This is a genomic window from Streptomyces sp. NPDC031064 (assembly GCF_055570965.1).
In genome coordinates, this window is the sequence record NZ_JBVIGF010000010.1 from 73,938 (window position 1) to 95,323 (window position 21,386).

A 21,386-nucleotide genomic window follows, 5' to 3' on the forward strand; every position below is an offset into this window, starting at 1 on the left:
CCAAGAGCGCACGCAACCGCGCACCGCCCAACGTTCGCGAACACCGTTCACGAGCACCGTTCGCGAGCACCGTTCGAACACGCGGCTCCTGGTTTCCGCTTCACCAGCGGGTCCCGTTCGTCGGCGCGGCCGGCGACCCGAGGCCCGCCGCGACCTGCGCCGAGGCCGGCGGATCCGCCGGACTGTGCCTAGGGGCGGGGTCCAATGGTGCGCGTCCCGTCGTGGACGGTGATGGCCGCAGCGGGGCACGAGTCGGCGGCGTCCAGGGCGCGTTCGTCCACGCCGATCTCCTCGCGTACCGGTTCGGCGTGCTCGCCTTCCAGGCGGTACAGCTCGGGGGCGAGAGCGGCGCACATTCCCGAGCCCAGGCACTGCTGCGGATCGATCCGGGTCGTCCACGGCATCCGGATCACCACCCCACCGGCATCTCGCGCGGCCCCCGGACCAGCATCTCGCTCTTCCACACCACGTCACCGGCGAGGTGGAGCCTCGGGAAACGGGTGATCAGGGCGCTCAGCGCCTCCTGGAGTTCCAGCCGTGCGAGAGGCGCGCCGAGGCAGTGATGGACCCCGTGGCCGAAACCGAGGTGCTGCACCCCGGTGCGCGTGATGTCGAGCGTCCCGGGCGCGCCGAACTTCAGCGCGTCGCGGTTGGCGGCGCCGACCGCGACCAGTACCGGCTCTCCGGCGCGTACGAGCGTGCCGCCCACCTCGACGTCCTCCTTGGCGTACCGGGGGAAGGCGGCCGCGCTGCCCAGCGGCACGAAGCGCAGCAGCTCCTCCACCGCGCCGGCGATGAGCTCCGGCCGTTCGCGCAGCAGGGCCAGTTGGTCCGGGTGGTCGAGCAGGGCGTACAGGAAGTTGGGGATCTGGCTGGCCGTGGTCTCGTGCCCGGCGACGAGGATTCCCACGCACAGGTCGACCAGTTCCAGTTCGGTCAGGCGGTCGCCCGTGTCACGGGCCTCGATCAGGCCGGTCATCAGGTCCGGGCGGGGGTGGTCCCGGTGGTCCTTGATCAACGCGCCCATGTAGGCACGGAGCTCCTCGCGGTTGCGGTCCGCTTCCTCGGCGCTCAGGGAGCTGGTCGACAGGGCGGCGTCGCTCCAGACCCGGAACTTCGGGCGGTCCTCCTCCGGTACGCCCAGCATCCGGCAGATGACGGCCACCGGGATGGGCAGCGCGTAGTGCTCCACGAGGTCGACCGGCGGGCCCATGGCCTCCATCCGGTCGAGGAACCCGTTCGCCAGCTCCCGCACCTGCGGCCGCTGCTTCTCCACCTGGTGCACGGTGAATGCCTTGGCCACGAGGGTACGCAGCCGGGTGTGCTCGGGCGGGTCCATGCTGAGGATGCCCGCGTCCTGCTGCCCTTCCGACTGGCGCGGCTCGTCGTGCTCGAGCGCGTCGGCCCGGCTGAAGCGCCGGTCGCCGAGGACGAGCCGGGCATCGGCGTACCTCGTGGCCAGCCAGGCGGCTTCGCCGAAGGCCATGCGTACGCGTAAGAGCCCGGGATGCTCCAGTGCCTCGGCGTAGGCGTCGGCCAGCCCCAGCCCCTCGGGTTCGTTGAACGGATAGGTCAGGGGCGCCTGTTCATGGATGGCGGTCACGGGAAACCTCCCTGGTGTAAGCGGCTGCTTACCAACCTAGAGTTGGGGTTCCGAGCGGTCAACGGTGCCTTGCGCGGGCTCGCGCACGATGCGCCGGACGAACAGGGGGTGGCAGGTGGTGGCCAGGAAGGCGGACGCCGAGGCCGGGCTGTCGCGCGGGGGTCCATGGACGCGGCCGGCTCCGCCACCGGCACAAGGCGGTGACGTGGTGCGGGACGGTGACGGTCACGATGTACGGGACGATGACGGTGTCGGCGTACGGGACAGTGACGGTCACGGTGTACGGGACGATGACGATGACGGTCACGGTGTGGTGAACAGTGACGGTCACGGTGCACGGGACGGCGCCTCGACGCGGGAACGGCTGCTCGCCGCCGCATCCTGCCTGTTCGCGGAGCGCGGCTACGAGCGGGCCACCGTACGGGACATCGCCGCTCGCGCCCGGGTCAACCAGGCGCTCCTCTTCCGCCACTTCGGCTCGAAACGGGCCCTGTTCGGGGAGGTGGTGTCGCGCGACGGTACGGAACAGCTCCGGAACACCAGTCCGGAACGGCTCGTGGAGACAGTACTGGCGAGCATGCTCGCGCCGACCCCGGTCGACGGCAACGACGCCGGGTCCAGCCGTTCCCTGGAGACGCTGCTGCGGTCGGTGGGGGCGGGGGACGAGGTGTCGGCGGCGGTCACCGCTCTCGGGGACGACTATGCCCGGGCCCTGGCCACGCTGAGCGACGCCGACGACAGCGGCTTGCGCGCCGATCTGGCCCTGTCCTGGCTCGTCGGCATCGGCCTCATGCGGGTGGTCGTCGGCAAACGGCCCTTGGCGGACGCGGACGCCGCCGAGGTGAGCCGGCTGGTGGTGAGCGCGCTCGGCCACCTGCTGGACGGCATGGCACCGCCCCAGGACCGGCGCACCGGCAGCGGCTGAGGCTCTCGATCGAGGCATGCGGGCCCCACGTACCACAGCCGGTGATGTCCGATCGTGCGATCCCGACGCGGTGAGCTGTCGGCGGGCCGGTTACGGCTCGGATGGGATGCTCGGACCTCCTGCGGGCCGATGCGCGCGTCCTGTCAGAAGCGGTCGGTGCCGAACGCGTTCCGCGCGGCCGCCACCAGTTCCCGGCGCGCCAGATGGTGGTTCTCCTTGCGGGTCTCCCTGTCGTGGCGGGCGGCCTCCCGCTGCTGGTGCGTCCTGCTCAGCACGAGGGCCGTGTGCTCTTCGCCGAATCCGGGAAGGTCGTCGAGAGCCTGCCCCACGTTCACGTATTCCGGACACGATGCGCGCTGCTCAAGGGGAATGTGATCGTCGGCCTCCCAGAGCCTCTCGACCGCTTCCAGTGCCCGGACCGCTGCGGCTTCCCCCTGCTTCGCCCGCCTGCGCAGCTCCTTCAGGGCCCGCTCGGCGGGGGCGGACTGCTGAGCCGTCCAGTACATGCGACCCACGGCCTTGCGGAGGTCGTCGATGGGCACGAGGAGCGCGGCCGGTGCTCCCAGTTCGGCCTCGGCGTGGGCGAGCGTGAACGCGTGCCAGCGCCGCCGGGCCTCCGGCAGGGAGTCCGTGGTGTAGAGCTGGTCCGCAGCCTCCATGCATTCGCTGGCGGCTCGCAGGTACGCCGCCAGAAGCGACCAGCGGCGGTCGTAGAGGGCTTGCTGGTGCGTGGCCTCCGCCGCTATCCGGGCAGCCTGCTGGGCGGCCTTGGCTTGGGCCTGGCCGCCACGTGCCTGGACCCATCCGCCGAGCACCGTTCCCAGGGCCGTGCCGCCCACGGCGACGGCCCCGATCAAGGCCGAGGTGATACTGGCGTCCATGTGATGCCCCCCTGATCCAATTCCTTGGTGAAGCGGGCGGTTCCCCGGCCCGCCGGAAATACGACCAGGTGACATTAGCGGTGTGAGGATTCTGTCGGCCTCGCGAAGACGGACAGCGCCGGGCCGCCGCTCGCCTCTCGGACACTCCCCTCTCGGACACTCCCCTCCCGGGCCGCTCCCCCCGGGCCGGTGTCCTCCCGGGCCGGTGTCCGACCAATTGCCGTGGGGCGGCCTCTTGGAACCGACTGGACGGCATCCTCGCGAGCCGCTACCGACTGGCTCACCGGGTGGCGGGAGACCTAGCCGAAAACCTCGGCTCCGGGATAGGGCGCTGTCTCCCGTACGGGTGGCACGAGATAGGTCCCCGCCGCTCTCACGGTCAGCAGCCGGGCGGCCGGCCCCTCCTGCCCGGGCCGGCCGCCGAAGTTGACTCCGCCCAGCCAGCCGCGTTGTGTGAGAACCCGCAACAGACGGTCGGGGCTGTCCTGGAAGCTGACGAAGTTCAGCCCGACCCGGAAGCCGGGTGCGGCCGCGACCGGTTCGAAGAACTCGTATCCCTGCCGGAAGACGCGCAGTGAGCCGCCCTGATCCGGATCGCTGGTGCCGGCCAGATTGGCCCTGCGCACATGGGAGGCGAGCAGCACGGGGTCGTCCGTGGGCCCCGGTTCGAGGCAGCCCTCGTTGCCCGCCTGGAGCACCTCGGTGGTCCCGGCGACCGGGCACCCGGGGGCGGACACGGGCTGCCCGTCCGGGCCCCGGGCGATCAGCGGCGCCCCGGTGAGTTTCTCCCGCCCGACCAGCAGTTCCTGCTGCACGCGTGGCAGGTGGTGCCACTGGGTCAGGTCGACGGCCAGGCGGAGAAAGACCAAGTACGTACCGCCGACGGTCCAGGTGTCCTCTCCCGCCTCGGAATCCGCGATGGTGATGGCCTGTTCCCGGTCCCTGCTGTCGAGGTTGGACACCCCGTCGTGGAAGCCGATCCAGCTCCGCCCGTCCTCGCGCTGAAATCCTGTGTGAATGCCCGCAATCTCCAGCGTGGCCATCCGGGTGTCCTCGGTCCGTTCATCGCTCAGCAGCTTCCACAGCTCCACGACGGTACGCGAGACCGCGAGTTGGGTGTTCGCGGTGATCTGTAGGCAGAACTCCTCCGTGGCGTCGTTGTGAACAATGTCCGGCGCATAGGGCAGACCCGCGCCGATCAACAGCGGACCGCCGCCGGTGGGACGGGGCGAGCGGAAGCGGAAGCGTGGGCCGAGTGCGGCTGGGCACGCCACTTTCGTGTCGGCGATGCTGAAGGACTTGGGTCCGAAGCCGAGGAGGAACTCCATGTTCCCGCTCGGCACCGGATGTCCTGGCAGTTCGCTCACGTTGCCGGCGGCGAGTTCGCGGAGCATGGCGGTCACTTCGCGCAGCGCGGCGTCGACGGACACGGCATTCGCCTCGGGGGCGGCCCGGAGAAACACCAGCGCGAAATGCGCCGGGGGGCGCCGGCCGGGCCCGTGGTAGATGCCCTGTTGCAGGGCGCTCATCGCGGGCCCCGGCGACCGCCGCCCCCTGCGCCACCCGGCAGTAGGGCGGCCTCGGCTTCGTAAGCCTCCTTCAGTGGTCGCACCGTGTCGGCGCACACGCTCGCGTCCCGGCAGCGGATGGGCCCGGCGGAGGCCGGAAGTTCGACGAAATCCTCAGGCGGCACGGTCTTCGGCGCGCCCAGCGCCACCACCGGTCCCACCTGTACCTGGCGTACAACCTGGTAGCCACCGGTCAGCGGCTCTTCCGACTCGCCCTCCACCACGACGATCTCGTCGAGGAAGTGCGGGTCGTCGTCCGCCGGGCCGAATTCCAGTCGCTGGTGCAGCCCATCGCGGCCGCGGCCGAGCCGAATCCACTCCTCAGGCACAGGGCCGTCCTCGAAGAGGAAGACTTCGGAGGTGAACTCGTGGATGTACATGCCCAGCGGGTCGGCGAAGGACACGGTCCGCCCCTCGAAGGCGGCGCCGGCCGCGGCCAGGGCGGCGGCGGGGTCGGCATGGCGGCAGGACAGCGCTTCGAGACCTGGCTCCTGCCGGAAGATCTGATCGCGGCCGGCCGGTTCCAGGGCCCCTGACGCGGTGCGGCGGGCGTAGGGTTTCGAGCCGAACATCACGATGTAGATGAGGTCGTCGAGCCCGTTGATCGGATGGGCCATGAACAGCGCGTTGACCGCGTTGAGGGAGCCCACGGGATTGGCCGGCACCCCGGCGTCCTGGAGGTCCCGGTGGAGTCCGTGACCGGTGAGCTGACGAGCGAACGCCGCCCGGCGCTGGTGGGGGCTGAGCGGCTTGGGGTCGGCCACGGTGGGTCCGTACAGCTCCTGCCAGCGAGGCTCACTGCTGAGCGTCGCCGTCAGGACCTCGCGCAGGCGATCGGGGTCGTGCTCGGCGAGCATGAGGTAGTACTCGGGCAGTTCGGTGGTGACCTGCACCCGCTTGGGGCGCAGTCGGCCGTCCCTGTCGGCCGCGCTGATGAGTGCGTACTCGCAGTACTCGTTGTGCAGAGCGCGTCGGCCGCGCACGCCCCAGTCCGACAGCTTACGGGCGGTGTCGGTGTCGAAGCAGAACTCCGGTTCGGCGGGGTTGCCGAACCACCTGACCGCCACCCGTTGGGGGGAGGGATCGCCGGGTTCCAGGGTGAAGTACTTGGTCCCGAGCGAGGGCTCCAGGTTGTCGAAGTGGCGGCGGATCTCCTTGTTCCAGGCTGCCACGAGGTCAGGAGCCAGGTCATCGGCCAGACCGGGAGCGGAAAACGGCACGGCGGCGCCTCCCAGAAAGGGTGCGGGACCCTGTAGGACAGTGTGAGTGATACCTAGTCAGGTCAAGCATATGCGGGTAAAGCGGTGTATGTCCGCTTCAGCGCACGCATGTGTGTGACGGGGGTTCGGGAGCGCCGGCGGCCCGGGAGGCGGCCGTTCATCGCCGTGCCGGCCCGGGAGGCGCTGTCGGAGGCCCGCGACTCCGTGGCGCACGGGTGGGCGGCGTGCCGATCTGGCGGCGGAGCTCACGAACGTCCTCGGGCTCCTGGGTTGGGCGGATGCGCTCGTCGCTGGACGGCGACCCCGGCGTGGGTCCTGGAACGCGACCTCACGGTCGTCGCCCAGGTCGCGGACGGGCCCGCCGCCGGCGCCGCGGCTGGGGCTCACCGGCCGGACCTCGCCGTGCTGGGCCTGGAGATGCCCGAGCTCGACGGCCTAGAGGCGGCGCGGCATGTCCGCCACGACCACCCCGCGTACCGGTGGTGCTGCTCACCCATCAGCCCATGACCCCCGGCGACTCCGGGGGCCATGGGCTCGTGGGTTCGTGGGTCCGTGCCCAAAACCACCCGGACGCGCGCCTCGCAAGCAGGCCGGCCGCGCCCGCGTCGAGGCACCATGGCGACGCCCGCGCCACACCGGGCAAGGTCGGTCCTGACCAGGCGCCGTCTCGCCGAGTGGCCGTGGAGCAGCACTAGCGCGCCGACCCTCGCTCCACAGCCCTTCGAGACGACAGGCTGGAGGGTCCGGTACGGCAGCATCAGGATGGTCTTTTCGTCCACACCGGCACACTTTAGTCAAATTTGACTAGCTGGGCGGCGGGTTCTCCGATCACCGCCTGGCCCGTAGGGCCCGGCCGCTGCGCTCCTCGAGACAGTGACCGGCCCCCACCCTGGCGCCGGTCTCGGCGTGCGCCGGGGCGGAGCCGGACGGAGGATGAAGCCGATGAGCGGAGCAACAGTGGGCAAGACATATGACACGCCAGGCACGCACGGCGGCGCCTTGGTGGTGCTGAGCGACGTCAACAAGCACTTCGGCGCGTTGCACGTGCTGAAGGACATCAACCTGAGCATCGCCCGTGGCGAGGTGGTCGTCGTCATCGGGCCGTCCGGCGGTGGCAAGTCGACCCTGTGCCGAGCCATCAACCGTCTGGAGACGATCGACTCGGGTCAGATCACCATCGACGGGAAGCCGCTGCCCGCAGAGGGCCGTGAGCTGGCCGCCCTGCGAGCCGACGTGGGGATGGTCTTCCAGTCGTTCAACCTGTTCGCGCACAAGACCGTGCTGCAGAACGTGACGCTCGGGCAGATCAAGGTCCGCAAGAAGGACAAGAAGGCGGCCGAGGAGCGGGCGCGCGCCCTCCTCGACCGGGTCGGTGTGGCCTCCCAGGCGGACAAGTACCCCGCGCAGCTCTCCGGGGGTCAGCAGCAGCGCGTGGCGATCGCCAGAGCGTTGGCCATGGAACCCAAGATCATGCTGTTCGACGAGCCGACATCGGCGCTCGACCCCGAGATGATCAATGAGGTGCTGGAGGTCATGCAGCAGCTCGCCCGCGAGGGCATGACGATGGCCGTCGTCACCCACGAGATGGGCTTCGCCCGTTCGGCCGCCAACCGCGTGGTGTTCATGGCGGACGGCAGGATCGTGGAGGAGACGACGCCCGATCAGTTCTTCAGCAACCCGCGAACCGACCGCGCCAAGGACTTCCTGTCGAAGATCCTCCACCACTGAGCCGACCCGGTGAGGAACCGGTCCGGTCCCGACCGATCGATCCGATCCATTCCATGTCATGCAATTCAATTCACAGTAATCCGCAGGGATGATCACCATGAAACCTCTCAAGGTCACCGTCGCGGCCGCCGCCGCGGTCGTGCTCTCCGTGACCGCCGTCGCCTGTGGCTCCGACGACGGCGGTGGCGGTGCCGGTAACGGTGGCGACAAGGTCACCGTCGGCATCAAGTTCGACCAGCCGGGCATCGGCCTCAAGACGCCGGACGGCAAGTACACGGGCTTCGACGTCGACGTGGCGACCTACGTCGCCAAGGAGCTCGGTTACGAGCCCGGCGACATCGAGTGGAAGGAAGCCAAGAGCGCCGACCGCGAAACGCTCCTCCAGCGGGGCGACGTCGACTTCATCGCGGCCTCCTACTCCATCAATGACGAGCGTCAGAAGAAGGTCGACTTCGCCGGCCCCTACCTCCTGGCACACCAGGACGTTCTCGTCCGTGCGGACGACAACTCCATCAAGAAGCCCGAGGACCTGAACGACAAGAAGCTCTGCTCGGTCACCGGCTCCACATCCGCGCAAAACGTCAAGGACAGGATCGCGCCCCGGGCTCAGCTCCAGGAATACGGCGGTTACTCCGAGTGCCTGACCGGCCTGGAGAACCGGGCCGTCGACGCCCTGACGACCGACGACTCGATCCTGGCCGGTTACGCCTCGCAGCCGGAGCACCAGGGCAAGTTCAAGCTCGGCGGCTTCAAGCTCAGCAACGAGAACTACGGCATCGGTGTCCAGAAGGGCAGCGATCTGAAGGCCAAGATCAACACCGCACTCGAAAAGATGGTCTCGGACGGTTCCTGGGACGAGGCAGTGAAGAAGAACTTCGGCCCGGCGAACTACAAGAACGAGCCAGCCCCGAAGATCGGCAACATCGTCAAGTGAAGCAGACCGGCCCGGCGCGCCGCCCGTGACGGTGGCGCGCCGAGCCTTCCCCGCGCGCCGAAAGGGCGGGAGATCGTGTTCGACTTTCTTGAGGGCTACGACCTGCTGGGCGCCTTCTGGGTGACGGTGCAACTCACCGTGTACTCCGCCATCGGCTCCCTGATCTGGGGAACCCTGCTGGCCGCGATGCGGGTCAGCCCCGTGCCCCTGATGCGAGGATTCGGCACCGCGTACGTCAACATCGTGCGGAACATTCCCCTCACCGTGATCATCGTCTTCACGTCCCTGGGCCTCTTCCAGACGCTCAACGTCACGCTCGGCGCGGACGACTTCAAGACCATCAACTTCCGGCTCGCCGTGCTCGGCCTGATCGTCTACACCTCGGCGTTCGTCTGCGAGGCGCTGCGCTCGGGCATCAACACCGTGGCCATCGGCCAGGTCGAGGCGGCACGCGCCATCGGTCTGCCCTTCACCCAGACGCTGAGGCTGATCGTCCTGCCTCAGGCATTCCGCTCGGTGGTGGGTCCGCTGACGAACGTGCTGATCGCCCTCACCAAGAACACCACGGTGGCCGCCGCGATCGGTGTCGCCGAAGCCGCGCTCCTGATGCGGGAGATGATCGAGAACGAGGCACAGCTCATCCTGATCTCCGCCATCTTCGCCTTCGGGTTCATCTGCCTCACCCTCCCGACAGGGCTGTTCCTCGGCTGGGTGAGCAAGAAGGTGGCGGTGAAGAGATGACCTCGGTCCTCTACGACACTCCGGGACCGCGCGCCAAACGGCGCAACCTCCTGTACACCGTGGTGTTCCTGGCGGCTCTCGGCGCGTTGATCTGGTGGGTGTGGCAGGCCCTCGCCGACAAGGGCCAGCTCGAATGGATCAAGTGGGAGCCGTTCGTCACCGACAGCCGGGCCTGGAGCACTTTCCTCCTTCCCGGACTCGAGAACACGCTCATCGCTGCCTCCCTCGCCATGGTCATCGCCCTGCCCCTCGGAGCGCTCTTCGGCATCGCCCGGCTCTCCGACCACTGGTGGGTGCGCGGCGTCGGCGGGACCGTCGTGGAGTTCTTCCGCGCCATCCCGGTGCTGATCCTGATGCTCTTCGCCAATGCGGCGTACGCCGAGTTCACCGACATCAGCCCCGACAACCGGCCGCTGTACGCCGTGGTCACCGGTCTCGTCCTCTACAACGCCTCGGTTCTGGCCGAAGTGGTACGGGCCGGAATCCTGTCCCTCCCCCGGGGCCAGACCGACGCGGCCAAGGCGATCGGCATGCGCAAGGGCCAGACCATGACGTACGTCCTGCTGCCACAGTCCGTCACCGCGATGCTGCCGGCGCTCGTCAGCCAGCTCGTGGTCATCGTGAAGGACACCGCGCTCGGTGGCGCGCTGCTCGGCTTCTCCGAACTACTGGCATCGGTCCGCCCGATGAGTGCCAACTACGGTGCGAACACCATCGCCAGTTTCACCGTCGTGGCTGTGATCTTCGTGGTGCTGAACTTCCTGCTCACCAGCTTCGCGGGCTGGCTGGAGGGCAGGCTGCGCCGCGGCAAGAAGTCCACCGGTGCGGTGGTCGGCGTCGACGCGGTCGCGGAGCTCTCGACACCGGGCGAGCACGTCGTCCCGGACGAGCAGGGTGAACCGGGCGGCCGCGCGGCGGACGGCAGGACCACGCGGAACGGCAAGGAGACGTGACGGCACCGGGGGCGCGGCCTCAGCCGGTTGGGCCCCGCCCAGGTGCCAGACCGTTCTCCGGCGCGAACCCTCGCCGAGGGCGGCCTACCGGGTGTCCGGTCCTCCCCTCCCCCGGTCACCCGGGTGCACCGGTACGCAGGCGCGGCTCCTCGCTCCGTGTGACGGCAGCGCGTCCGGCTCGTCGACGACGGGGGTAGCCGTACTCGCCGTCGAACTCGATGCCGGGGCGCGGCCGTTCCTCCTCCTTGCCGCTGCGGTCGCCGTCAGTCGTCCACTTCCTCGGCTGCCGGCGGCGCCTGCCAGGTCAAGGTCTCCAGCGGAGGCGGCAGGTCACGAAGTCGGCTCGCATCGGGCAGCGGCCGCATAACGGCGGACGCCTCGTCGCTGAAGAAGACGACGGGCCGCTCCGGCGCGTGGAGCGGGACGGGAACGTCCGATGCGTGCGTGATCTTGGTGGTCATGTACTCCCCCATGTTTCGTGGGCGTGCTCGCGTCGGAAGCCAGCGCGCCCGGATCCCAACCGGATCCGTCGGCGACAGCGTATCCAGAAAGGCCACTTGGGCCCTCATGCGGTCAACCACGCGAGGCCCGCACCATTCAGGTGCGGGCCTCGGGCGTCCTTGCGGTGCCGGAACCGTCCGGGCGTTCCGCTCAGCGCTTGACGGTCTTCGCGGGCGCGGGCTTCTTCGCCGGGGCCGGCTTCTTCTTCGCCGCCTCGTCCTTGGCGCGGGCCTCGTACTGGCCGATGTCCAGGAAGTGGTGCAGCTCCTCCCGCGTGCCCTTGAGCGCCTTCGCCGCCGCGGCCTTGACCGCGGGGCCGCCCGCCGCGGCGATCCGCGTGGCGCGCGCCCGGTCGTCCGTGAGACGTGCCGCGTGCTGGCCGGACTCCAGGAATGACTGGATGGCCTGCTCGGTGTTGGCCTGCAAGGCCTTCTTGCCCGCCTCCTTCACCGACGGGCCGCCCACGCTGATGACCTGTCCGACCCGCACGCGGTCGTCCGTGAGACGCTCCTGGTACTGGCCGGTCTCCAGGAAGTACCGCACATCGTCCGCCGTGCCGTTCAGCGCCTTTTGGGCCGCCTCCTTCACGCCGGGGCCGCCCCGGTGCATGATCTGGGCGACGCGCACCCTGTCGTCCTCAAGCTGCGCCTGGTACTGGCCGGACTCCAGGAAGCGGACGATGTCCTCGGGCGTGCCCTTCAGCGCCTTCTTGCCGGCCTCCTTCACCGCGCGGCCACCGACGCTGATGATCCGCGAGACCCGCACCTCATCGTCGACGAGCCGGTGCTCGTACTGGCCGGACTCCAGGAAGTCGCGCATGTCCTCGGGCGTGCCGTCCAGCGCCTTCTGCGCCGCCTCGCGGACACCCGGGCCGGTGTACGGGTTGGCCAGCATCTTGAGGATCGCGGCCCGGTCCCGCTCGGCCGGGGAGGCGTCCGTCGCCGAGGCGGCCGGCGCGGGAGCGGCCGGCGCGGGAGCGGCCGACGCGGGGGCGGCCGGCGCCTCACCGTCGGCCGCGATCGCGGGGACGGAGAACAGAAGAGCGGGGGTGATCGCCACCGCCGCGGCGATGGCCGGGACACGGGCCAGCTTCATACACACCTACCAACCGTAAGAAAGATCTTCACGTCATCTTCGAAAGCGTGTTGATCTTGTGCGATTTCCGCTATCAGGTCAAATGAGTTGAGACCCGCGCCCTCCAGACAGGCAGGGCGCGGGCCCCGAGCTGCCGCCCCGCGCCGGCCGCGCGCCGGCCCACGAGGGGCGGCTGCTACGGAGGGGAGGCGTCGGCTTCGGCGGGTGGTCAGAAGGCGAAGACGGCGTTGCCATTCAGGGTCGCGGACATCACGCACGCGTTGGAGAAGGTGTGCTTCCACGAGATGCGGCTGCCCTGCCACACGCCGTCCACGGTGACGGTGACGGGGTCGTAGTGCATCGGGCACGCGCGGTCCGGGTCCGGCGCGGCCAGGAGCGCGTCGAGAGTGCCCGAGGTGGCGGCGAGGGCCGCGCAGGCGGCCTCGGGGTCGGGGTGCGTTCCCTGAGCGGTCGGTGCGCAGCTAAGGGTGGACGCCCTGACGATGGTGTCGTGACCCTCGCCCTGGCCCTCGGCGACGGCGAGGACCACGGCGGACGGGGCGTACAGGCCGGCGGGCCGGGCTTCCGCGACGCCGGTGGCGGACGCCATGGCGAGGAGGGTGACGGCGGAAGCGGCAGCGACGTTGCGACGCACGAGATGACTCTCTTTCAATTTGAAGGAATGACTTGGCACTTGCCTGCACTTGACTGGTGGAACGCCGCTGAGTTTGTCGGGTGTGAAGGTTGGGTGCACATCGATGACCGATTTACAGACATCTCGTTCGATTATCGGTGCGCCTATGGCCGTTACGGCAGCTCAGAGGGGTTGTGAGCCCTGAGCGATCACGCGGGGACGTAGGGTGACGGGCGGGGTCGGAGTCGTACGCGGGCCCTGTGACCAGCCGCTGGTCGCTCCGGGTTCATCGAACGTCCATCCAAGCTGACCGGATAGTGCCGATACCCGCTGTCCTCCTGAAGGGGAGTCAGACGCCGCCCCACCGCCGAACGACCAGCCACCGCGCACGGCAGCCCCCGCGGGAGGTGGTGTACGAAGTACTCCATGCACGAACAGGAACAGAACGAGGCCGCGACGGTCCGCGTCTTCATAGCCCTTGCCCCGCCGGACGACGCCAAGGAAGAACTGGCACGGGCGCTGCGGCCCGCCTACGACGCCTACCCGGGCCTGCGGTGGAACCGCATCGAGGACTGGCACATCACCCTGGCGTTCCTCGGTGAGCTGCCGAGGCCGGCCGTTTCGCTCCTGCGGCCGCCGCTCGCGGAACTCGCGGCGAGTCGCCGCCCCCTGCGCCTGGCTCTGCGCGGCAGCGGCCACTTCGACGAGCGTGTGCTGTGGAGCGGGATCGACGGGGACCTCGAAGGACTTCGGGCACTCGCCGGAGAGGTGCGTACGCTGGTCGAGGAACACGGCGTCCCCTTCATGGGCCGGCCGCTGAACCCCCACCTGACGCTCGCCCGTTCCCGCCGTGACGATGCCTCCAGCGTGGTCGAGGCGGCCGCGCTCCTCTCCTCGTTCACCGGCCGCACATGGCAGACGGAACGTCTGCATCTCGTCGGCAGCAACTACGGACGCGGCCCCGGCCCGATCCATTACCGCGACATCGAGTCCTGGCCCTTCGACAGCGCCGGCTGTGAGCGGCGGAACGGCCGGGGCCACGCCGTGGGGACACCAGAGGGGTAGGGAGTGGTCCTCTGCCCGCTCCGGTGCGCTTCCCGACGCGGCCGACGCGACGGACGCGACGGACGCGGCCGACGCGGACCGTGGTGGCGGTCACGCGTCGGCCGAATCCAGTCCCGCGGAAGACACCACAGGGACGTGCGACTGACCTACCCGGTGGGAGGCAAGGTCACCAGACCCGGCTGCAGCCGGAGGGGGCCCGGTCCGGGTAGTAGTTGCACACGTTGATCTGTACGCCGTCCACGTTGGACAAGGGCGTGCTGTACGTCCCGTTGACCTTGACCCGCTGGTGGGACTTCCAGCTCCACTGGCCGTTCTGGTACTTCCAGTAGCTCAGATAGAGGCCGCCCGCCCAGCCGTCGCCCGGGCACTTGTCCCGGACGGTGATGTTGAAGTAGGCGTTGTAGGTGTCACGCCCCTGGGCATTGCCGGTCCAGCTGTAGCTGTACGTGCCCCCGGCGTCCGCGCAGCCGTTGGTGCTTTCGCCGTAGACACTGGCGGCCTGCGCAGTGCCCGAGAAGGCGACGGTGGCCACGGCGGCGAGGGTCACCGCGATACCGGCCTTTCCGGTCCGCGACGCCAAAGGTGACTTCTCCACTGATGCTCCTTCGTCTGAGCCGTGCGCTGTGATGTGAGCGCTTGGACGAGCAACAGGCTTGCCGACGCCGGGGCAGCAGCACACGGAGACCGCGTGTCCCGGACAGTCCCAGCACTGTCCGGCCTGGTCGAATGCCTGTCCCGGACAAGGCAGGCAGGGCAGGGCAGGGCCAGCATTCCCGTGGAGCTCCGAGTCGGATGCCCGGCGCTGGGTGACGGTGGTATCGCCTTCCGGGAGCCGCGGTCCATCTCCTGGGCGGTCCGCCGCTCGTACGCCGCGTGCGGGGCGGCGGCCCGAGCGGACGGCACGGTCGGGAACCGGCCACGGCTCGTTCGTGTCCCAGGGGGTGGAGACCCGCGGCAGGGGGGACGGAAAGATGAAGGCGTGGGTGGTCCCCGGTTATACGGAGACCAGAGAACTCGGCTCGGGCGCCAGCGGCCGGGTGGTACTGGCGGTACACGACGGGACCGGTACGCCGGTCGCGGTGAAGTACCTCAGCGACCGCCTGCGGAGTGATCCGGCGTTCGTGGGGCAGTTCCGGGCCGAGGCCCGGCTGCTCGGCGCGCTGCACTCGCCGTACGTCGTCCAGCTGTACGAGTACGTGGAGGCGCCCGACGGAGCCGCCATCGTCATGGAGCTGGTGGACGGCATCGCTTTGCGCGCCGTACTGAAGCAGTCCGGGCACACCGACCCGGAGGCCGCCCTGGTCCTGCTCAAGGGTTCGCTGCTGGGCCTGGCCGCCGCCCACCGGGCAGGGGTCGTGCACCGTGACTACAAGCCGGAGAACGTCCTGGTCGCGGCGGACGGCTCGTCCAAGCTGGTCGACTTCGGCATCGCCGCCGACCACGGCACCACACCCGGCGTGGCGGGCACACCCGCGTACATGGCCCCCGAGCAGTGGCAGGGCCGGCCCGCCTCGCCCGCGGCCGACGTGTACGCGGCGACCGCCACGTTCTACGAGTGCCTGACGGGACAAAAGCCCTTCACCGGGCAGAATCTCGCGGAACTGGCACTCCAGCACATCGAGGCCCCGGTCCCCGAGTCCGAGGCCCCGGAGCCGGTGCGTCCGCTGATCCGCCGGGGCCTGGCCAAGCGCCCCGAGGAACGCCCGGTGGACGCCGAGGCGTTCGTGGCCGAGCTGGAGGACGTGGCCCGCGCGGCGTACGGGCCGGACTGGGAGGAGCGCGGACAGCGCAAGCTGGCGGCACTGGCCGCGCTGCTGCCGCTGCTGTTCCCATCGGCGGGCGCCCCGTCGACGTCCACCACGGCCTTCGCCACCACTTCGTTGTGGGCGCCCGGGCGGAGTGGCTGGCTGGGCGCCGCCGCGGCGCTCGCACTGGGTCTGCTGCTGGTCCTCACGCAGGCCGGGGCGCTGGAGCGGACGGATGAGGCGGCAGCGGGGAGTGTGTCCGCCACGACCAGCGCCGTTCCGCTCACGGGCGGCCAGGCGCGGCCCACGGCGTCCTCGCCGACGCACTCGCCCTCACCGTCGGCATCGGCCTCGGCATCGGAATCGGGAGCGCCCTCTCCCTCGGCATCGGCCGGTACGTCGGCCTCGCCGACGCCCGCGTCATCGCCGTCCGATCCCCCGCTGCCCCTCCCCGCCACCCCGACGGCCCCGACGTCCCCGACGACCACTCCGGCGACGGATACCGGACCGACGACGACACCACCGACCACCGCGCCACCGTCGTCCCCGCCCACGAGCGTGAAGGCGGTGACCGTGACCTCGTTCCGGCAGACCGACTTCACCGCGGCGCAGGTGACGCTGTCCGTCGACGCCTCCGGCCCGGCGACCGTCCTGCTGGAGTGGTTCAGCAGCGACTCACGGGGCACGCTCGGCGCCTTGGAGGGCTCCATGACCTTCCCCTCCGCCACGGCGACGACCGCCCGGACCCTGACGTTCTCGGGCCAGGGGTGCTACTGGGGCGTGCGCGCCACGACCACCCCTGCCGCAGGCAACGGAGCGGCGACCCAGCAGATCCTCATCAGGCGGTGCGAGATCCGATGAACGACGACGACTACAGCGCCACCGCCCTTGGCAGCAACTGGATCAGCGGGCCGCCCGAGCGGACCGACGTCGCGGACGGAACGCCCACGCGGACCCACGTGGCGCCCGACCGGGCCGACGGTTCCGTGCTGCGTTTCGGGCCCGGGGTCACCGCGGCCGCCGTGGCGCCGTTCCCAGTGGTTGCGGGGCCCGCGCCCGCCACGCGGCGCGCCGCGGGTCTTCGCCGGTACGCGCTCGCAGCGGCCGTTCTGGTCGCCGTCCTCGGCTACCTCGCCTGGCAGCGCTACGGTCCCGGTGTCGAGGTCCGCAGCGTGGCCGTGACCACTGATCCGGCCGGGCCGGCCTGTGGCGCGACGGCCGACGTGGTGGCCGTCGTCCGGACGAACGGCCGCCCGGGGACCCTGGCCTACCGTTGGGTCCGCAGCGACGGCACCAGTTCGGAGCGGCTGACCGAGCGGCTCGCCCAGGGCCGGCACGAGGCCAGGCTCCACCTGTTGTGGACCTTCCAGGGCCCGGGTCACCACCTGGCCGAGGCCAGGCTCGAACTCCTGGAACCCGCCCGGCACACGGCGTCCGCGCGGTTCACGTACGACTGCGCGCCGTAGCGGGCGGCCCGGAGCCGCCCCCCGCGGACGAGCCGGTGCCTCAACCGGCGCCGGCGTCCGCGGGGCCGGGCCGGTCGGGGTGTCCTCCTTGCCGGTCGGTGTGCTGTCCCGGCCGGGCGGGGTGCTGTCCTGGCCGGGCGGGCGGGCCGGCCAACGGGGTGGGCGAGAGGTCGGCCGGTTCCTCACCGGGCTCGAGGAGTGTGTCGGCGGCACCCACGATCAGCGGGTCGGGCTCGCCGACGGCCGCCGGGTCCTTCTTGTCGTAGTCGATGCGCCAGAGCAGGCTGCGCATCGCCTCCAGCCGCCCGCGCCGCTTGTCGTTGCTCTTGACCACCGTCCACGGCGCGTGTTCGGTGTCGGTCGCGCGGAACATCGTGACCTTGGCTGTGGTGTACGCGTCCCACAGGTCGAGGGACGCCAGGTCGGTGGGCGACAGCTTCCACTGCCGGACCGGATCGACCTGACGGATCGCGAAGCGGGTTCGCTGCTCGGCGCGCGACACGGAGAACCAGAACTTCACCAGCAGGATCCCGTCCTGCACGAGCATGGACTCGAAGACCGGGCACTGGCGCAGGAACAGTTGGTACTGCTCATCGGTGCAGAAGCCCATCACCTTCTCCACACCGGCCCGGTTGTACCAGGAGCGGTCGAAGAAGACGATCTCGCCGGCCGACGGCAGATGGGCGACGTACCGCTGGAAGTACCACTGGCCGGCTTCCCGCTCGGTCGGCTTGTCGAGGGCGACGATCCGTGCGCCGCGAGGGTTGAGCCGCTCGGTGAACCGCTGGATCGTGCCGCCCTTTCCCGCCGCGTCCCTCCCCTCGCAGATCACCACCAGGCGGGCTCCCGTGTCCTTCACCCAGCGTTGCAGTTTCAGCAGCTCGATCTGCAGGATGCGCTTGGTCCGCTCGTACTCCGCCCGCCGGATCTTGCGGTCGTACGGGTAGTTCTCCTGCCAGGTCTGGATCGGTGCCCCGGCCGAGTCCAGCAGGACCGGCTGCTCCGGCCTGCTGGCGTCCACGCTCAGGCCCTTCAGGAGATCATCCGCCTGCATCCCCTCGGGTTCCTTGTCCTCCATGTCCCACCCTTACCCGGGCCCGCCCGAATCACCGCGTTCGCGACCCGGACCACCGCGACCGCGCGCCTGCCCCCTTCCGGGACGGGTGCGGGCGAGGCCCGCGCTATTCAAGTTTGACTAGTCGGGGCGGTGGGGACTATTGTCAACGTCAGCTAGTCAAACTTGACGAGGAGCTCGCTTGACCATCCTGCCCGACACCGGTTTCACCCCTTCCGCCGAGGACCGCGCGAGCCTGGACGCCTGGTTCGCCGAGTACGACGCCGCCAGCGCACGGCGCGACATCGAGCACATGGCGGACATGGCGGTCTTCCCGCTGAACCTGGTCAGCGACGACTCGGCGGGCGACGGGCGCACCGCCCAGTGGGACCGCGCCCGGTTCGTCGAGACCATGAGCCAGGTCATGGGCGAGGAAGGAGACGGTGAAGTGTCCTTCGAGTCCACCCGGGTCCCGGTCTTCCTCAGCCCGTCGATGGCGGTCGTCTTCACCGATTCGACCATGACCACCGGCCAGGAGAAGCATCAACTGCGGTACGCGGACATCGTCGTACGGCGCAAGGGGACCTGGGCGTTCCAGACAATGATCCAGAGCGGCTGGGGCGACAACCTGGCCTGATCCCCCGCTACACCCCGAAGGACCGCGTCACCCCTTGCGGGTGGCGCGGTCCTCCGCGTTGGACGGCGCCCGGCGTCGTAGCGAGGGACGAGTTTTGTATCCGATGCGTATCAGGTGGCGCTTGGTTGTCCATCGAATCGTTGCGTCGCCCACAGCGAGGCGAGGCCGACAGGTGCCGCAGAACCCGGCCTCCGGCAGGTGTCCGGGCCGGCGCCGCACCGTCTGACCTGGGGTTTCGTGGAGAGGTGAGGGGGCGGTGAGTGTGGTGCGTGTCCACTGGGTGACGCCATCGATGCGCCTGATGTCTGCCGTATCGTTCCTTTCGGGTCGCCGGCCGTGCGTGAGTCGTGGGTCGTGAGCGCAGCCGGGACCGCCGTCTCGCCGGACCGTCCGAACAGGAGCCATCCGCCCGTGTCTTCGTCCGCCCCGGCTGGGGCCTCTTCGCGCCCCGTTCGCGTGTTGCTGGTGGAGGACGACGATCTGATGCGCCGGTCCTTCACCGTGGCCCTGGAGCGCTACGGCTACGAGATGAAGGCGGCGGCCGACGGCCTCACCGGGCTGGAGCTCTTCCGCGAAGAGAGCTTCGAGTTGCTGATCCTGGACGTGATGCTGCCCGGTCTGGACGGGATCGGCCTGTGCCGCAGGGTCCGCGAGACCAGTTTGGTGCCCGTTCTGATGATGTCGGCCCGCGGCGACGGGCTCGACGTCGTCGCCGGCCTGGAGGCCGGAGCGGACGACTACGTGGTCAAGCCCGTGGACACGTACGTGCTGGTCGCTCGCATCCGCTCGCTGCTGCGGCGGGCGACCTACGCGCCCCTCCCGGGACCCGAGCAGGCCGCGGGTGGGGGGCAGCCCCCCGAGGGGGAGGTGCTGGTGTTCGGGGACCTGAGCATCGACACCGCCGGCATGGAGGTGTTCGTCTCGGGCAGCCCGGTGGCGCTGACCCCGACCGAGCTGAAGCTGCTCCTGGAGTTCGCCGCCCATCCGGGCGTCGTACTGGAGCGGCACACCTTGCTGCGCGACGTCTGGGAGTACGGCTGGGACGGTGACAGCCGGGTCGTCGACCTGTGTGTGCAGCGGCTGCGCCGGAAGCTGGGGCGGGACCGGATCGAGACCGTCCGTGGCTTCGGCTACAAGTTCAGGCGGTGAGGCCGGTGCGTCCGTTCCGCCTGCCGCGGCAGGCCGGTGCGTCCTTGCGCTGGAAGATCGCCGCACTGGCCGCTGTCACGGCCTGCCTGGTCGTAGCCGCGGTGGGCGTGCTGGTGCACGTATGGACCGCGCAGGACATCCGTGACCGGGCCCGGGCACAGGCCCTCAACACGCTCTACTCCGCCATGGACGTCCACCGGCGTACCGGAACGCTCGTGGACGGTGCCGAACTCGACCCTGCCGCGCTGCCCGCCGCACTGCGCGACCCGGCCGACGGTGACCGGCACGCGGCCTATGACGGGCGCGTCGAGGGGAACGTGGGGCCGAGCTTCTGGGCCGGGCAGCGGACCGGTGGGCCGGGCAGCCCGGTGCTTGCCGTGCAGGTCAACATGAGCTCGGAACTGCACACCCTGCACCGGCTCGACGTGACCATGACGGTGGCCTCGCTGGTCGCGCTCGCGGCGGCCGCACCGGTGGCGGTCTACGGCGCCGGGCTGGTCGCCCGCAGGCTGCGGCGGGTCTCCGAGACCGCGGGCCGGATCTGCGCCGGGGACCTCGACGCCCGGACCGGGCCCACCAAGGGCCGCGACGAGGTGGCCGAGATCGCCGCCACCGTCGACCTGATGGCCGACAGTCTGGGCCGACGGCTGCGTACCGAGCGCCGGTTCACCGCGGACGTGGCCCACGAGCTGCGCACCCCCGTCGGTGGACTGCTGGCAGCCGTCGACCTGTTGCCGCCGGGAGAGACGGAGGACCTGCTGCGGGCCCGAGTGCGCGATCTGCGCGGCCTGGTCGAGGACCTGCTGGAGATCTCCCGCCTGGACGCCGGCGCCGAGCAGCCCGTCCGCGCCCGGGTGCCGCTCGGCGCCGTCGTCTCCGAGGCGGTGGCGCGCACCGGCCTCGACACGGAGGTCACCGTCGCGGCGGCTGCCGAGGGCGGCGAAGCCGGCCGGGCCACGGAGGCCACGGAGGTCGCGGAGGTCGGAGGGGCCGCCGGGGTCGCCGGGGTCGCCGGGGTCGCCTCTGAGACCGCCGAGGCGGCCTTCGAAGAACGGGACGGCGCCGGGGCCGGGGCCGCCCGGACGGCGAAGACCCTGGAAGCCGTGGAGACCGCGGCGACCGTGAAGACCGTTGCGACCGTGGAGACCGACCCGCGCCGCCTGGAGCGGATCGTCGGCAACCTGGTCGTCAACGCCCACCGGCACGGAGCCATGCCGGTGCGGGTCACCGTGGAGGGCCGTACGGTCGTCGTGCGCGACCACGGCCCCGGCTTTCCTCCGGACCTGCTGCTCCACGGACCGCGCCGCTTCCACACTGGCGCGACGGAGCGCGGTTCGGGGCACGGCCTGGGGCTGACCATCGCCCTGGGACAGGCCCGGCTCCTCGGCGCCGAGCTGCGCCTGACCAACGCCCCGGACGGCGGCGCCGTCGCCACCCTGTACCTGCCGGCCTGACCACCCGGCCCCTACAGAACCGATACGAAGCGGCGCGGACGCCGATACACACCG

The 21,386-nt window shown here is 70.4% G+C and carries 21 protein-coding genes; 11 read left to right on the forward strand and 10 right to left on the reverse strand.

Translation table 11 applies throughout. The annotated features are described in order from the left end of the window. Positions 1-188 precede the first annotated feature (188 nt). Both ACZ46W_RS30840 and ACZ46W_RS30845 read right to left on the reverse strand, forming a co-directional pair. Positions 189-404 carry a ferredoxin gene (locus ACZ46W_RS30840; protein ID WP_468344545.1) on the reverse strand — a complete coding sequence of 72 codons (216 nt, stop codon included), beginning with the start codon at positions 402-404 and terminating at the stop codon, positions 189-191. 5 nt (positions 405-409) lie between these two features. Then, positions 410-1,603 (reverse strand): cytochrome P450, encoded by a 1,194-nt coding sequence (locus ACZ46W_RS30845; protein WP_468344548.1) that lies wholly within the window; start codon positions 1,601-1,603, stop codon positions 410-412. A gap of 310 nt (positions 1,604-1,913) precedes the next feature. On the opposite strand from ACZ46W_RS30845, the gene ACZ46W_RS30850 reads away from it, so the two are divergent. Then, the gene (locus ACZ46W_RS30850; RefSeq protein ID WP_468344551.1) at positions 1,914-2,528 is read left to right on the forward strand and encodes a TetR/AcrR family transcriptional regulator; all 615 of its coding nucleotides are present in this window, start codon (positions 1,914-1,916) and stop codon (positions 2,526-2,528) included. A gap of 143 nt (positions 2,529-2,671) precedes the next feature. Here ACZ46W_RS30850 and ACZ46W_RS30855 read toward each other — a convergent pair whose 3' ends face one another. From ACZ46W_RS30855 to ACZ46W_RS30865, 3 genes are all read right to left on the reverse strand, one after another. Further along, positions 2,672-3,409, reverse strand: a complete 738-nt coding sequence (locus ACZ46W_RS30855) for a hypothetical protein (RefSeq protein WP_468344554.1) — start codon at positions 3,407-3,409, stop codon at positions 2,672-2,674. Between the two features lie 299 nt (positions 3,410-3,708). After that, positions 3,709-4,938, reverse strand: a complete 1,230-nt coding sequence (locus tag ACZ46W_RS30860; RefSeq protein WP_468344557.1) for a Dyp-type peroxidase — start codon at positions 4,936-4,938, stop codon at positions 3,709-3,711. Then, on the reverse strand, positions 4,935-6,197 hold the full coding sequence (locus ACZ46W_RS30865; protein ID WP_468344560.1) for a hypothetical protein: 1,263 nt from the start codon (positions 6,195-6,197) through the stop codon (positions 4,935-4,937). Before ACZ46W_RS30865 ends, ACZ46W_RS30860 begins: the two co-directional genes overlap by 4 nt. Positions 6,198-7,139: 942 nt before the next feature. On the opposite strand from ACZ46W_RS30865, the gene ACZ46W_RS30870 reads away from it, so the two are divergent. From ACZ46W_RS30870 to ACZ46W_RS30885, 4 genes are all read left to right on the forward strand, one after another. Next, a complete protein-coding gene (locus ACZ46W_RS30870) occupies positions 7,140-7,925 on the forward strand; it encodes an amino acid ABC transporter ATP-binding protein (protein WP_468344563.1) in 786 nt (261 codons plus the stop codon). Between the two features lie 97 nt (positions 7,926-8,022). Beyond that, positions 8,023-8,859, forward strand: coding sequence for a glutamate ABC transporter substrate-binding protein (locus tag ACZ46W_RS30875; RefSeq protein ID WP_468344566.1), 837 nt, complete (start codon positions 8,023-8,025; stop codon positions 8,857-8,859). 75 nt (positions 8,860-8,934) lie between these two features. After that, positions 8,935-9,600 carry an amino acid ABC transporter permease gene (locus ACZ46W_RS30880; protein ID WP_468344569.1) on the forward strand — a complete coding sequence of 222 codons (666 nt, stop codon included), beginning with the start codon at positions 8,935-8,937 and terminating at the stop codon, positions 9,598-9,600. Then, on the forward strand, positions 9,597-10,553 hold the full coding sequence (locus ACZ46W_RS30885) for an amino acid ABC transporter permease (protein WP_468344573.1): 957 nt from the start codon (positions 9,597-9,599) through the stop codon (positions 10,551-10,553). Before ACZ46W_RS30880 ends, ACZ46W_RS30885 begins: the two co-directional genes overlap by 4 nt. A 263-nt stretch (positions 10,554-10,816) precedes the next feature. Here ACZ46W_RS30885 and ACZ46W_RS30890 read toward each other — a convergent pair whose 3' ends face one another. The 3 genes from ACZ46W_RS30890 to ACZ46W_RS30900 form a co-directional block, all read right to left on the reverse strand. Further along, positions 10,817-11,014: a hypothetical protein gene (locus ACZ46W_RS30890; protein ID WP_468344576.1), complete on the reverse strand. Its 198-nt coding sequence runs from the start codon at positions 11,012-11,014 to the stop codon at positions 10,817-10,819. A 190-nt stretch (positions 11,015-11,204) separates the two neighbouring features. Next, complete coding sequence (locus ACZ46W_RS30895) at positions 11,205-12,149, reverse strand: ALF repeat-containing protein (RefSeq protein WP_468344579.1); 945 nt, start codon at positions 12,147-12,149, stop codon at positions 11,205-11,207. A gap of 208 nt (positions 12,150-12,357) precedes the next feature. Next, positions 12,358-12,783, reverse strand: a complete 426-nt coding sequence (locus ACZ46W_RS30900; RefSeq protein ID WP_468344582.1) for an SSI family serine proteinase inhibitor — start codon at positions 12,781-12,783, stop codon at positions 12,358-12,360. Between the two features lie 405 nt (positions 12,784-13,188). On the opposite strand from ACZ46W_RS30900, the gene thpR reads away from it, so the two are divergent. Continuing rightward, entirely contained in the window at positions 13,189-13,827 is a 639-nt protein-coding gene (gene thpR / locus ACZ46W_RS30905; RefSeq protein WP_468344585.1) for an RNA 2',3'-cyclic phosphodiesterase, read from the forward strand. Positions 13,828-13,993: 166 nt separating this feature from the next. Here the strand turns inward: thpR and ACZ46W_RS30910 are convergent, their stop codons facing one another. Continuing rightward, positions 13,994-14,422: a hypothetical protein gene (locus ACZ46W_RS30910; RefSeq protein WP_468344588.1), complete on the reverse strand. Its 429-nt coding sequence runs from the start codon at positions 14,420-14,422 to the stop codon at positions 13,994-13,996. 376 nt (positions 14,423-14,798) lie between these two features. Here ACZ46W_RS30910 and ACZ46W_RS30915 point away from each other — a divergent pair, with 376 nt between their 5' ends. Beyond that, positions 14,799-16,433, forward strand: coding sequence for a serine/threonine-protein kinase (locus tag ACZ46W_RS30915; RefSeq protein ID WP_468344591.1), 1,635 nt, complete (start codon positions 14,799-14,801; stop codon positions 16,431-16,433). Beyond that, positions 16,430-17,038: a hypothetical protein gene (locus tag ACZ46W_RS30920; protein WP_468344594.1), complete on the forward strand. Its 609-nt coding sequence runs from the start codon at positions 16,430-16,432 to the stop codon at positions 17,036-17,038. The genes ACZ46W_RS30915 and ACZ46W_RS30920 overlap by 4 nt, the downstream gene beginning before the upstream one ends. A gap of 40 nt (positions 17,039-17,078) precedes the next feature. On the opposite strand, the gene ppk2 is transcribed toward ACZ46W_RS30920, so the two are convergent. Continuing rightward, entirely contained in the window at positions 17,079-18,116 is a 1,038-nt protein-coding gene (gene ppk2 / locus ACZ46W_RS30925) for a polyphosphate kinase 2 (RefSeq protein WP_468344597.1), read from the reverse strand. A 178-nt stretch (positions 18,117-18,294) separates the two neighbouring features. Between ppk2 and ACZ46W_RS30930 the strand changes: the two genes are divergently transcribed. The 3 genes from ACZ46W_RS30930 to ACZ46W_RS30940 all read left to right on the forward strand — a co-directional run bounded on the left by ACZ46W_RS30930 (position 18,295) and on the right by ACZ46W_RS30940 (position 21,332). Then, on the forward strand, positions 18,295-18,729 hold the full coding sequence (locus ACZ46W_RS30930; RefSeq protein WP_468344600.1) for a nuclear transport factor 2 family protein: 435 nt from the start codon (positions 18,295-18,297) through the stop codon (positions 18,727-18,729). A gap of 456 nt (positions 18,730-19,185) precedes the next feature. Further along, complete coding sequence (gene cseB / locus ACZ46W_RS30935) at positions 19,186-19,878, forward strand: two-component system response regulator CseB (protein ID WP_468344603.1); 693 nt, start codon at positions 19,186-19,188, stop codon at positions 19,876-19,878. Between the two features lie 5 nt (positions 19,879-19,883). Then, complete coding sequence (locus ACZ46W_RS30940) at positions 19,884-21,332, forward strand: sensor histidine kinase (RefSeq protein ID WP_468344606.1); 1,449 nt, start codon at positions 19,884-19,886, stop codon at positions 21,330-21,332. Positions 21,333-21,386 lie beyond the last annotated feature (54 nt).

Bases quoted from the DNA above. Each gene is read 5' to 3' on its own strand.
- ACZ46W_RS30885 (WP_468344573.1), top strand. From the start codon at position 9,597: ATGACCTCGGTCCTCTACGACACTCCGGGACCGCGCGCCAAACGGCGC.
- ACZ46W_RS30860 (WP_468344557.1), bottom strand. From the start codon at position 4,938: ATGAGCGCCCTGCAACAGGGCATCTACCACGGGCCCGGCCGGCGCCCC.
- ACZ46W_RS30895 (WP_468344579.1), bottom strand. From the start codon at position 12,149: ATGAAGCTGGCCCGTGTCCCGGCCATCGCCGCGGCGGTGGCGATCACC.
- ACZ46W_RS30915 (WP_468344591.1), top strand. From the start codon at position 14,799: ATGAAGGCGTGGGTGGTCCCCGGTTATACGGAGACCAGAGAACTCGGC.
- ACZ46W_RS30890 (WP_468344576.1), bottom strand. From the start codon at position 11,014: ATGACCACCAAGATCACGCACGCATCGGACGTTCCCGTCCCGCTCCAC.
- ACZ46W_RS30920 (WP_468344594.1), top strand. From the start codon at position 16,430: ATGAACGACGACGACTACAGCGCCACCGCCCTTGGCAGCAACTGGATC.
- ACZ46W_RS30840 (WP_468344545.1), bottom strand. From the start codon at position 404: ATGCCGTGGACGACCCGGATCGATCCGCAGCAGTGCCTGGGCTCGGGA.
- thpR (WP_468344585.1), top strand. From the start codon at position 13,189: ATGCACGAACAGGAACAGAACGAGGCCGCGACGGTCCGCGTCTTCATA.
- ppk2 (WP_468344597.1), bottom strand. From the start codon at position 18,116: ATGGAGGACAAGGAACCCGAGGGGATGCAGGCGGATGATCTCCTGAAG.
- ACZ46W_RS30870 (WP_468344563.1), top strand. From the start codon at position 7,140: ATGAGCGGAGCAACAGTGGGCAAGACATATGACACGCCAGGCACGCAC.
- ACZ46W_RS30875 (WP_468344566.1), top strand. From the start codon at position 8,023: ATGAAACCTCTCAAGGTCACCGTCGCGGCCGCCGCCGCGGTCGTGCTC.
- ACZ46W_RS30855 (WP_468344554.1), bottom strand. From the start codon at position 3,409: ATGGACGCCAGTATCACCTCGGCCTTGATCGGGGCCGTCGCCGTGGGC.